The sequence below is a fragment of the Rhodoglobus aureus genome (assembly GCF_039527955.1).
Classification (GTDB): Bacteria; Actinomycetota; Actinomycetes; order Actinomycetales; family Microbacteriaceae; genus Rhodoglobus; species Rhodoglobus aureus.
In genome coordinates this window covers 1-11,601 of the sequence record NZ_BAAAKW010000054.1, presented here as the reverse complement: position 1 = coordinate 11,601, position 11,601 = coordinate 1, and the positions used below count along the sequence as shown (strand labels likewise).

Genomic DNA, 11,601 nt, shown 5'->3' with positions numbered 1-11,601 from the left:
GGAGAAATACTCGGCGACTACACAATCGACCCAAACAAGAACTACCAAGCCAAACGAAAACAGCCCTAACCAGAGGCGAGAAAGCCGCCGGAATGAACAATGTCGCGAGACATATGCGAACTATGTCCCGCGACATCACACAGTGCCCCCGGAGGGAATCGAACCCCCGACCTACGGTACCGGAAACCGGCGCTCTATCCCCTGAGCTACGAAGGCAAGGAGATTAGCTTATCAAGCAATCGCCCCAACAATTAGCACGCTGTTCTGATGACCGTTTCAGCTTCTCGTGACATTATCGAACCATGTTGCGTACCGTTTCGTCCCACCAAGAACTTGACCTTCGTGGTCGCACCGAAATGGTGTTTAGCCTTGCCGTGTCTGCGCTCTGGCCGACCGCATCCGAGTCCCTTGATTTCATATTGGACGGTGTGCCTCAGCAGCCCACAGAGCTGGTCGATGCGCGCGGTACCCGCCTGCACACACTTATTGCTGGGCCCGGGCGTCTTGTCGTGGATTACGCTGCCACGGTCGGGGCAACCCCCGAAGCCGCGCCGCTCAACGACATCGACCGAGTCGAATATTTGCGCCCAAGCCGCTACTGCGAGTCTGATGTGCTCATCGCCACTGCTCGCGCGCAATTCCCGACCCAGACCGGCCACGAGTTGGTTCAGGAAGTGCGCGATTGGGTGTCGCAGAGTCTTCGCTACACACCGGGTGTTTCTCAGGCGACCGATGGTGCGGCACACTCGCTGTTAGCCCGACGAGGCGTATGCCGCGATTATGCGCACCTCACAATTGCTTTGCTGCGAGCAAAAGATGTGCCGGCTCGCTACGCCTCGGTGTATGCGCCAGGGCTCAGCCCGATGGATTTTCACGCCGTAGCTGAAGCGTATGTAGATGGCGCGTGGTGGGTTGTTGACTCCACAGGGCTCGCTCCGAGGCAGTCACTCGTGCGTATTGCCACGGGCCGAGATGCGGCGGATGTCGCGTTCCTCACCAACCACTGGGCCGACCTCTTCCTACAGAACCTTGTGATCACCGCAACGGCCGATGTGCTGCCGAACGACGATCATCGGTCGCTAGTACAACTTCCTTAGTCGCCACGCCTCTAAGTAGCTTGCATCGCACCCACTCGGCACGCAGAAAAGCACCGCCTGACGGGAGGTGACGCTTAACTGTGGTGAGCACACGCGTAGCTGTGACGATCAGACGGAGGCACCTCGCGCGAGCGTGAGAACGTCTTCGGTGGTCAGCGGCAGCCCGCGCCGACTTGCCGGTGATAGAGAGTTCCCCAGAGACGTTCGAGACGTGGCGTTCAACGGTTCGGATACTCATAGAGAGTTCGACGGAGCACTCGTCGCTGCTGTGCCCGGGGCGACAAGCCGCAATATTTCTAGTTTGCGACTCGTCAGCGGCGCTCCAGCCGGCGGTGCCGGGACCGCGCAATGAGAGTGCCGTCGGTGGAGGTTGCGAACGATACTTCGTTCCTCCTGACCCGAGTATGGGGCACGGCCGTTGTGAGCTGCAGGGGCGCATTGGCACAGTAGGCGAAAGCATTCGTGTGCTTTGTTGATTGCGGACGCACTGGTAAAGTCACCCACGTATCTTCGTTGTACCGATTGCGTGAAATCGGTGCTGCTTGACACCCGCGCAGCTAGGGAGGCCAGAAGGCATGTCGGCCTACATCAGTGTCGCGGTGATCCTCGGGGTGGCTATGGCCGGTATCGGCATTCTTTACCTTGTGGCACGAGCCACGGCGGTATCGCGAGACCCGATTCAGGTCATGCCGTTCCTGTCGGGGTGGGAGCCCCGGGAGCACGCCCTCTCCCGCTATCACGCCCGCTGGTATCCACTCACCCTCATCTTTCTGGCCTTCGATGTCGAGATGCTCTTCATGTATCCATGGGCGGTTGTCGTGGTCAATGAGGGCCCCACAGCAATCATTGAGATGTTCGTCTTCCTCGGGCTGCTCATGGTTGGTGTCATCTGGGCATGGCGGGAAGGCTCCCTGCGATGGGTGTGACCTCGCAGGTCGCGCGACTAGCTGCCACTGCTGTGCACGTTCTGATCGTCGAGGTACCCGGTTGGAGCGAAACACGGATGCTGCTTGAGGCGGAGCTCAACCGGCGCGGCTGGATTAGCGCTCTCTCCCCGGCAGATGCCGACCTGCTCGCAATATGCGGGACTCCTGGGGAGGAGCTCCGTGCAGTCTGTGACCGAGTCTGGAATCAGCTTCCCGGACCGCGGACTCTCGTGAATTTCACCGCATCAGCCCGCATAGCTGTCTCGCTCGATGCTGCCGTGGCAGACCTGGTTGATGATTCCCGACAGCGCCACGACGCCGTATCCAGATCTCGATCCTCAGTCCCGGACGATTCTCAACCGGATGCCGTCGGCCACGAGGAACACGGCGCACATGAGATGGCCCCCGCCGATGCCGATGCCGGTTCCGTAGCTGCGCGTCCTGACATGCACGAAGGCATGCACATGGCGGACGGTGCAGACGAAGCGGGCATGGATCATGCGGGCATGGGCCACGAGAACATGGAGATGCTAATTCACGGTATTCCCCTCGCAGGCGGCGGTGATGATCGAGATGGGCTGGAGATGGATGTACTCACCGTGCCCTTTGGCCCGGTGCTATCGCATTGGCCTGCCGGGCTCGTCGTCGAGTGCGTACTACAGGGCGATGTGATTGTCAGCGCAGAAGCCCGGATTCTTGCCGCAGCATCGAGGTCGGCGAAGCTCGAGACGCCTATTGCGGCGGAGCCTCGGCAGAGAATCATTCGGCTCTGCGACCAGTCAGTGCAGCTGCTCGCGCTTGCAGGGTGGGGCTCTGCTGCGCAAAGTGCTTGCCGGCTCCGCGACGCCGCGGTTGGTGGCGTAGTCATGTCCGACCAGGCAGTGGCTCTCGATCGGTTGCGTCGACGCGTGGAGCGTTCCGTTGTGCTGCGTTGGTCCCTTAAGGGAGTAAATGTGGACGTGGCAAGCAAGGACACCGATACCACTGCATTATCTGGCAATAAGTTCAGCGGCGACATCCGCCTTCGATTGATCGGATGGCTGCGCGAGGCGACCGAGCTTGCTGGCACGGGGAAATTTCGGATGAGTCCGCTGACAGGCGCTGAGGCGGCACAGGAGACTCAGAACCGCCTCGCGACGCTGCCGGAACTCCTCAGCGGAACGGATCTTGGAACGGCTCGCCTGCTCATTGCCGGTCTCGGTCTCGATACTTCAGCCGTCCCTTCATACGATGCCTCCCCGCACAATGCCCATCACAGCGATGCGAACGGCGGCCATAGTGTCCACGGCGGTGCTGTGGACGATGGAGCCATTCATGGCTGACGCAATCGTGCAGGTCAGTCCAGTGTGGGCAGTGCTTGCTCCGCTAGGCCTGCTGCTGTTTGCGCTCGCGGGAGCCGGGCTAAACGGTGCTCTCGTGGGCCGATCCGTTGGCCGACCGTTCCTCTCCGGAGCGAGCGCACCGCTCGCCGAGGCCGCGCGGTTACTGAGACAGCGACGTCAGGTAACCGTCGCGGCGGATGTTCTGCTCTGGCGGGTGGGCGCGGGCGGCCTCGTAGTGGTCGCGCTTCTGAAGATCTTGGTCATCCCGCTCGGGCCATGGACCCTTGCCGACCTAGACGTCGGTGTCGTGTGGTTTAACACGATGGATGTCATGATCTGGGCGCTGTTCTGGCTTATCGGCTGGGGGGCCAACAGCGCGCATTCGCTCGTGGGGGGCTACCGTTTTCTCTCGCTCGCTGTCGCGTATGAGCTGCCGCTGATGTTTGCGCTGATCACTCCAGCAGTTGCGGCGCAAAGTTTGAGGGTCGGCGACGTTGTCACTGCTCAACAGGACCTGTGGTTCGTGATTTGGATGCCCATCGCCTTTGTCATCTTCTGCAGCAGTGTCATCGCCTTCTCGAGTTGGGGGCCCTACGCCACCGCAGTGGGGCGGGACATCGCTGGCGGTTTTCTCACCGACGTTTCCGGTGTCGACCGACTACTCATCCTCGCCGGGCGCTACGCGGTGCTCACCGCCGGTGCCGCGTTCGCCGTTCCACTCTTCCTCGGCGGCGGAGCGGGCCCGCTACTGCCCGACTGGCTCTGGACGATCGTCAAGACTGCGCTCGTGCTCGCCGCCTTCATCGCGATCCGTCACCGAGTGCCTACGATCCGCCCTGATCGGTTTGCCGAGGTTGCCTGGATCATCGTGTTGCCGGCGGCTCTTCTGCAGGTACTCATCGTCGCGATCGTTGCGACCATCACACTGGGGAGCTGACGATGCTGATTGATATCTTGTTCTGGGCGCTCGCGGTTGTGTCCGTTGCCTCCGGTGCCGCCGTCTTCCTGGTCAACTCGATGGCGCGCGCAACCTACGCCTTGGCGGTCTCGTTCATCGCCGTCGGAATCATGCTCGTGATGGTCGGCCTCGAGTACATCGGCATCATCACGATTCTCATGATGGTCATGGAGATGGCGATTATGGCCGTGTATATGGTGATGTACATGGGGATGAATCCGGCTCTCATGCCGATGGATATGACCCACAACAAACGCTGGTCGGCGGTTCTGGCGACAGGAACTTTCGTTCTTCTAGCCGCAGGAGCCCTGCTTATCCCGTGGCCCGCACGTATCGGCGCACCCGCCGCAGACCTCACCGTATCGCTCGGCGAGGCGATCATGGGTCCGAAGATGCTCGCGATGCTCACCATCAGCCCTGTGCTATTCGCCACGATCATCGCTGGGCTCGTGATCGCAAACCCACGCGGGCGGTACGATCGCTGGGGCGACGACCTGAAACGTGGAAGACCCGACGATCCGATGCAAGGAGGTCTCGGCCGATGACACTCCAAGCGGTTCTTCTTGTCGCTGCCGCGCTATTCAGCGTTGGTCTGTTCGGTGCGCTCTCCCAACAAGTGGTCGTTATGGTCATGATGGGGCTCGAACTGATGCTCAACGGCGTCATCCTTGCGGCCGGTGCCTTCTGGTGGTTCCTCGCGCCAGCCCCTGACGGCCAAGTGCTACTGCTCGTCGTCATCGCTGCGATGACCGTCGAGATGGCGATGGGCTTCGCAGTTGCCACCCTCCTGCATCGTTCCCGCGGATCAGATATGACCGACTCGGCAACGGACCTATCCGGATGAGTGTGCTCGCCCTTGCTCTCGTCGTGCTGCTGCCCGCGGTATCCGGAATTCTGCTCTGTGTCGTCGGACCGCGCGCACGCACCGTCGCGATCCCGGTCTCGCTCACGACCGCGACGGTAACGGCTGCGCTCGCCGTAGTCGTGGCAAATACACGCTCCGCCTTCGAGATTCCCTTCGTTGCGGGCGCGCCGCTGGGGCTTGCCATCGACGGGCTCTCCGCCTTCGTGCTTCCTGTCGTCGCGATCGCCACCCTGCTCGTGCTGATCTTTGCGGCAGCCGAAGGAACAGAGTCGCCGGAACGATTTCACGGCCTCATGCTGATCTTTGCCGCCGCCGTCGCCGTGACCGTGACCGCGACGACGCTCACAACGCTACTGTTTGCTTGGGAAATTATGGGGGCGATGTCTTGGGCACTGATCGGCTTCCAATGGCGTGATGACCGGCGTGTCCAGGCGGGACTCGTCGCCTTCACCATGACGAGGGCGGGCGATCTCGGTCTCTATCTCGCCGCGGGTGCCGCGCTTATCGGAGGCGCCAGTCTTGAACTCGCCGACCTACCCGCTGCGTCTTCGCCCTGGCGAGACATTATCGCGGCAGGCATCATCGCCGCCGCCCTCGGAAAGGCTGCGCAACTACCGTTTAGCTCGTGGCTGTCGCGCGCGATGGAAGGGCCAAGCTCGGTCAGTGCTCTGCTGCACTCGGCCGCAATGGTTGCGATGGGCGGTTACTTGCTTCTCCGCGTGGCGCCGTTGCTTGAGGTAACGAGCTGGGCGAGCACCACAGTGGCGTGGATCGGAGCACTAACCGCGCTCTTGCTCGGAGCGGTTGCGGTGGCTCAACGCGACCTCAAGCAGCTGCTTGCAGCATCAACCGCGGCCCAACTTGGCTTCGTCGTTCTTGCCGCGGGGGTCGGATCGATCGCGGGCGGTGCGAGCTATCTTGTTGCGCACGCCTCCACCAAAGCCCTGCTCTTCCTCGTTGCAGGCGCGTGGCTTGCCGCGCTCGGCACCAAACAGTTGTTCGCGCTCCGTGGTGCTGCGCGCCGCTGGCCACTAGTCGGGGTGTTATTCAGCGTCGGTCTCCTATCGCTCGCCGGCATCGCTCCGTTGTCGCTCTGGGCGCTCAAAGATGAACTGTTAGCTGTCACCCTTCAGATGAGCCCTGTGCTCTACATTGTCGGCCTCGCTGCGGCGGCGCTTTCGGCGATCTATTCTGGAAAGGCACTCGTCATCGTGTGGGGGAGAGCGGATGAGACGACCGAAGCAGGATATGACGACGAGCAGCTTGGCACGCGGCGCATCGGCCGCGGCGAACGTATCCCGCTCATCGTGCTCGCGACCGGCGCGGCACTGCTCGGCATTCTGGCACTGCCGCCGGTGAGTGAGCCGCTGAAAGCGATGCTGGGGGAGGAAGGCACTGCGACACCGAGCGTGATCGAGCTCGCCGGTTCGGCAGTGCTCGCGCTCACGATGCTCGCTCTCGTCGCGATCGGACTCCGACGACGTCTGCCGCAGCCAGCCTGGGCGGTGAACTGGCTCGGTCTCGAGAAGGCCGTACACGTCGTCGTTGTTCGGCCGACACTTGTGCTCAGTGGCGCGCTCGCGAGATTCGACGACGGCATCCTCGACCGCGGTCTACATCGGACCGCACGGGCAGCTGTGAGCGGCTCCCGACGGCTCGGTCTCTTCGACGATGCCGGGCTCGATGCGGCGGTCGACGCGACCGCGCGAGCGAGTATTCTCGCAGGCCTGCGTGCGGCGCGTGCCGATGATCGGGGTATCGATGGCGCCGTCGCAGGTCTCGCGCGCCACATACGACGACTCGGCAGTTTGGCGAGGCGTCCTCAGACTGGAAAGATTCATCAGTACTACGCCCAGATTGCGATCACCCTTGCGGCTGTCTTCATCCTGACCCTTCTCATAAGGTAACTCATGCTCAGTATTATCGTATTCCTTCCGGTGTTCGCCGCGATCGTACTCGCGACCATGCCCCGTATCTCAGACGTCGCAGCCCGGCGAATCTGGATTGTCGTCACTCTCATCGACCTCGGGCTGGTGGTCGGCCTATGGCTGGCCTATCGCGACCCGGGTGCTGGGGCTTTAGCCTTTGAGGAGCAGGTGCCGTGGATCCCGAACGTCAGTAGCAGTTATCACCTCGGGGTCGACGGGCTGTCGCTGCCTCTCGTCGCGCTCACCTCGCTCATCTTCGTCGTCTGCGCCGTGTTCGCGCTTCGCGACACTGACCGACCCCGACCGCAAGCGGCCCTCTTCCTCTTCCTCCAAACAGCGAGCCTCGGTGTGTTCGCTGCGCAAGATCTCATTCTCTTCTTCGTATTCTTCGACCTTTCGATCGTCGGCATGTACTTCGTGATCGCCGGTTGGGGCCACGGCAACGCCGCCCGGTCAGCGCTGAAGTTCTTCCTATACACCTTCCTCGGCTCGCTCGCATTGCTCGTCGGGTTCATTGGTCTCTACCTAGGTTCGGTCGCGAAGACATTCGACATGGTCGAGCTTGCACGAAACCCACCCTTCGGTGATCAGCCAGTCATCGGCGGGTTCGTGCTCGCAGCCGTGTTCCTCGGCCTCGCCATCAAGACGCCGACGTTCCCGTTCCACACGTGGCTTCCGCCCGCTCACACGGATGCTCCCGCGATCGGTTCGGTCGTGCTGGCAAGCATCCTGCTCAAGATGGGCACTTACGGTTTTCTGCGGATTGCGATGCCCATGCTGCCGGACGCTTGGCAAGACTGGGCATGGCTAGTCGTCGTGGTGGGCATCGTTTCGGTCCTCTACGGAGCACTCGTCGCGCTCGCCCAGACCGACTTCAAGCGGATGATCGCCTACACTTCCGTCAACCACATGGGCTACGTGATTCTGGCCGTTGGTGCAGCCGGTGTCGTGAGCGACAGCGCCGCCCAAGCGAGAGAGGTTGCTGTCACCGGAGCGGTCGTCCAAATGGTTAGCCACGGACTCATCACTGGCGCGCTGTTCCTTCTTGCGGGGGTGCTTTATGACCGCAAGGGCAGCTATGACATCGGCTCCTACGGTGGACTCGCGGCTCCGGCACCCCGCTACGCTACCTTTTTCGCGATAGCGGCCTTCGCTTCCCTCGGGCTACCAGGGTTTAGTGGTTTCATCGCCGAGTTCCAGATCTTCACCGGCAGCATTGGGCCTGTTCCGTTGACCGCGCTTGCACTTCCGGGCATTCTGATCACGGCCGCGCTGTTTCTGCGAGCGCTGCAGCGGATGCTCACCGGCGAGACGCGGGGGCTGTCCACAGGATTCCGCGACCTCGATCGGAGGGAAATTCTGGCGATCGCCCCACTCCTGATCTTTGCCGTGGTCATCGGGATCGTGCCACGTTTCCTGCTGGATATCATCGAGCCCGCGTCATCCGTAATCGTCGACCTCGTCAGCAGGTAGCGTTCACGTGAACATGCAACGGGATACCCTCGCGCTCCTACCGGAGATCCTTGTGCTCGCGGGTGCGGTGATCGTGCTGCTTGCGGGGTCGTTCCTTCCCCGAGATCGGCAGGTAGTGACGCGATCCGTTGCGATCGTAGCCCTGCTGCTGGCTGCGGCAGCCGCGGTGGCTGGACTGAATTCCCCCGCAATGACGATTTTTGAGGGCGGCTTTGCGGTGGATGTCGCGACCGGGGCAGCGCGGATCATCATCCCGCTGGCGACGATCCTCGTGCTCATACTCGGTGTCGAGGAGCTCGGTGGAACTGCTAGGGAGAGCGAGACCTACACGCTCATGATGCTCTCCGCACTCGGAGCCATCGCGATGGCGGGCGCCAATGATCTTCTCGTGCTCGCCGCCGGATATTTGCTCGCGAGCATCCCGCTCTATGCCCTTGTCGGAATGAGCAGGTTGCCTGGTGCCGCCGAGGCAGCACTCAAGACATATCTGATCGGCGCGCTCATGGGCATCGCGATGTTGCTCGGGGTGACAATACTGTTTGGAATCACCGGAAGCACCTCGTATACCGAATTGCAGTCGGCGCTCGGCGATGCCCCACCTGCGGCCGTCCTCGCCGGGATCGTTGGGGTCATGGCCGGGCTGATGTTCAAGGCGGGCGGGGTTCCCGGCCACTTCTGGGTGCCCGATGCAACGCAGGCCTCCGGAACAGCGGTTGCGGCGTTCCTCGCTTCGATTCCCAAGCTTGGTGCTCTCATCGCCGCCTATCGCTTCTTCGAACTGCTTCCCGACAACGTCGATTGGCCTCTGTTAGTCGCCATCATCGCGACTGCGAGCATGACGCTCGGCAACCTCGCGGCATTCTGGCAGACCGATGTGAAGCGGCTTCTGGGCTGGTCGACGGTAAGTCAGGCTGGCTATCTCCTGCTCCCGGTGGCGGTCGCAGGACGGGCAGATCTTGCACTGCCTTCCCTGCTGCTCTACCTCGCGGGCTACGCCGCGTCAAACATCACCGCCTTCGCGGTCATTGCAGCGCTGCCAAAGCGCCGCTCGATCGAGGACTACCGCGGCGTCGCGGTCGCACACCCGTGGCTCGCTGGAGCTCTCGTTGTAAGCCTCCTCGGACTCGTAGGGACCCCGCCGACCGCCATTTTCGTCGGGAAGCTCACTACCTTTACCGCGGCGTGGGACGGTGGTTTGGCGTGGCTCGTGGTCGTCGCGGCGATCAACACCGCCGCAAGTTTGTTCTACTACCTCCGCTGGCTAGCGCCGATGTTCGTGCGCGTTGGAGCGGATGTGCCTGTATCTAGACCTCAGCGGCTGTGGGCTTCTCGGGCCGCCGTCATGGGAGCGCTGGTGATTCTCGTTATCGGGATCGCCGCGGGCCCAGTGCTCGCCGCGTTTGGTCTGCCGCTCGTAGGGTGAACCGGCTTGTACAGTGAGCACTAAGCCTCATCGCACTCAGCTCGATGCGGTCGCTGAGATCCTTCTCGATCGGTGCTGGCGAACCGAGCGCGTGAACGCCCACCATTGCAGCACCACGACAATCGCCCCGAGTGCTAGCAACGGGAACCGAAACCAGTTCGGATCGGGCACAGTGCGGTGGAACGACGCGGTGTAGTGGAGAAACAGGAAATAGCCTGAGTGGAGTACGGAGAGGTAGAACACGATGTAGACGCCGCTCTGGACCCACTTCCAACCCGCGGGGCCAAGGTACCGCACTGCCCGATCCGACGATGTAGCCAGCAGCACGGCCATCCAGATCACTGCGACGAGTCCGATCAGGTTAGCAAGCCCGAACCCCGGCTCCAGTCGCGCCTCGCGGCCTAGCTGGGGCACATACTCGAAGCCGAGAAAACGCTGGATGCTCCACTGCGCCCAGCCGTCGATGATCAGTACGGTATGGGTGAGGGCAGCAAGAGCCGCCCAGATGCCGAGCGGCCGGCGCCAAGATAGCCCGTTGCCCGCGCGTGCTGACAGCTTCGCCGCCGGACCCAGGGCCAAGGCGGCGAAGAGCAACACGATCGCAGCGTCTCCGATGGCGCGCCACAGGCGCATGTCCGCTGTCCATTCCATCCGAGTCGACCAGAACCCGAAAACGAGGAGCGCAGTCACGACAGCCATCGTGACGTGACGCAGGAACACGACCCAATTGCCATCGCCCCGTGCTTGCGGCGTCGTTGTATTGCTGGTCGGCGGGGACTTCGAAGGCGTCATCTTTACCGGGCCCCGTGGCGTTCCTGTACTTCCTTGTACGCGGCGTACTCCCTGCGACTGACCCTTTCCGGGACGTGACTTTGCGCCGCTCATGAATCCCGGCCAAGCTCTTCTGATCCTTGGCTTGCGGCCGGAGCAAGCAGCGGTCGGCCGTCTGCCTCCCACGCGATCATGCCTCCGCGCAACTCCACCAGGTCAACGTAGCTCATTCCGGCGAGGGTTTCGGCCGCGATCTCGCTCATCCCCCCGGACATGCAGTACACCGCAATCGCGGCCGTACGGTCTTGCGGTAGCTCCGCGGCGCGCTCTTTGAGCTGATCGAACGGGATGTCGGCGTCGGTGCCCTCGATTCCACCTTCGTCGGGAGTGTGCACGTTCATGACGAAGCGGTCGCCACTGGCGACCTCTGCAGCGAAGGCTTCGGGGTCGAGCTGGCGAGCGGCGGATGCGGCATCGATCGGAGTGTCTGCTTGGGGTGTATTTGCCGCACAACCGACCATCAGCAGCACTGCCGCCATGACTGTCGTAGTCGTGTGTAGCAGCCGAGGTGCAGCATTCATGGGCAGGAGCCTACACGGTTGTGCTGAGGCAGTATCTTTGCCCGGGTTGGACGGACCGCGCAGGGTGCGCTGATTCGTGGCGTGGATGTGCCCGTCCCGAGCCCGCTGACTGCACCGATCAGAACGGCGACTGGAATATCCACCACGGCTATGGGGGGGTGCCCCTATGTTTTTGTCAAGCGGCGAGGGCGTGTTTTTTCGGTTCGTTCTCGTAGAGTGTGCCGTCGCGCATCATGGCGTAGAGGACGTTGCAGCGG

General features: G+C 62.3%; 11 protein-coding genes and 1 tRNA gene. 9 read left to right on the top strand and 3 right to left on the bottom strand.

From position 1 onward, the window contains the following. Window positions 1–143: 143 nt before the first annotated feature. Window positions 144–216 (bottom strand) — tRNA-Arg (locus ABD112_RS11855). Window positions 217–302: 86 nt separating this feature from the next. Between ABD112_RS11855 and ABD112_RS11850 the strand changes: the two genes are divergently transcribed. From ABD112_RS11850 to ABD112_RS11810, 9 genes are all read left to right on the top strand, one after another. Further along, complete coding sequence (locus ABD112_RS11850) at window positions 303–1,097, top strand: transglutaminase-like domain-containing protein (RefSeq protein WP_343926124.1); 795 nt, start codon at window positions 303–305, stop codon at window positions 1,095–1,097. A gap of 575 nt (window positions 1,098–1,672) precedes the next feature. Then, the gene (locus ABD112_RS11845; protein ID WP_343926122.1) at window positions 1,673–2,023 is read left to right on the top strand and encodes an NADH-quinone oxidoreductase subunit A; all 351 of its coding nucleotides are present in this window, start codon (window positions 1,673–1,675) and stop codon (window positions 2,021–2,023) included. Next, window positions 2,014–3,345, top strand: coding sequence for a hypothetical protein (locus ABD112_RS11840; protein ID WP_343926121.1), 1,332 nt, complete (start codon window positions 2,014–2,016; stop codon window positions 3,343–3,345). Before ABD112_RS11845 ends, ABD112_RS11840 begins: the two co-directional genes overlap by 10 nt. Next, window positions 3,338–4,282 carry a complex I subunit 1 family protein gene (locus ABD112_RS11835; RefSeq protein ID WP_343926120.1) on the top strand — a complete coding sequence of 315 codons (945 nt, stop codon included), beginning with the start codon at window positions 3,338–3,340 and terminating at the stop codon, window positions 4,280–4,282. Before ABD112_RS11840 ends, ABD112_RS11835 begins: the two co-directional genes overlap by 8 nt. A 2-nt stretch (window positions 4,283–4,284) precedes the next feature. After that, complete coding sequence (locus ABD112_RS11830; protein WP_343926118.1) at window positions 4,285–4,848, top strand: NADH-quinone oxidoreductase subunit J; 564 nt, start codon at window positions 4,285–4,287, stop codon at window positions 4,846–4,848. Continuing rightward, window positions 4,845–5,147, top strand: coding sequence for an NADH-quinone oxidoreductase subunit NuoK (locus ABD112_RS11825; RefSeq protein ID WP_343926115.1), 303 nt, complete (start codon window positions 4,845–4,847; stop codon window positions 5,145–5,147). Before ABD112_RS11830 ends, ABD112_RS11825 begins: the two co-directional genes overlap by 4 nt. Further along, window positions 5,144–7,075, top strand: coding sequence for an NADH-quinone oxidoreductase subunit 5 family protein (locus ABD112_RS11820; protein ID WP_343926113.1), 1,932 nt, complete (start codon window positions 5,144–5,146; stop codon window positions 7,073–7,075). The genes ABD112_RS11825 and ABD112_RS11820 overlap by 4 nt, the downstream gene beginning before the upstream one ends. A 3-nt stretch (window positions 7,076–7,078) precedes the next feature. Continuing rightward, window positions 7,079–8,569, top strand: coding sequence for a complex I subunit 4 family protein (locus tag ABD112_RS11815; protein ID WP_343926111.1), 1,491 nt, complete (start codon window positions 7,079–7,081; stop codon window positions 8,567–8,569). A gap of 13 nt (window positions 8,570–8,582) precedes the next feature. Next, window positions 8,583–9,992 (top strand): NADH-quinone oxidoreductase subunit N, encoded by a 1,410-nt coding sequence (locus ABD112_RS11810; RefSeq protein ID WP_343926109.1) that lies wholly within the window; start codon window positions 8,583–8,585, stop codon window positions 9,990–9,992. A gap of 36 nt (window positions 9,993–10,028) precedes the next feature. Here the strand turns inward: ABD112_RS11810 and ABD112_RS11805 are convergent, their stop codons facing one another. Together ABD112_RS11805 and ABD112_RS11800 are read right to left on the bottom strand one after the other, a co-directional pair. After that, window positions 10,029–10,784: a ferric reductase-like transmembrane domain-containing protein gene (locus ABD112_RS11805; RefSeq protein WP_343926107.1), complete on the bottom strand. Its 756-nt coding sequence runs from the start codon at window positions 10,782–10,784 to the stop codon at window positions 10,029–10,031. Window positions 10,785–10,873: 89 nt separating this feature from the next. Further along, window positions 10,874–11,344, bottom strand: coding sequence for a rhodanese-like domain-containing protein (locus ABD112_RS11800; RefSeq protein ID WP_343926105.1), 471 nt, complete (start codon window positions 11,342–11,344; stop codon window positions 10,874–10,876). Between the last annotated feature and the right edge of the window lie 257 nt (window positions 11,345–11,601).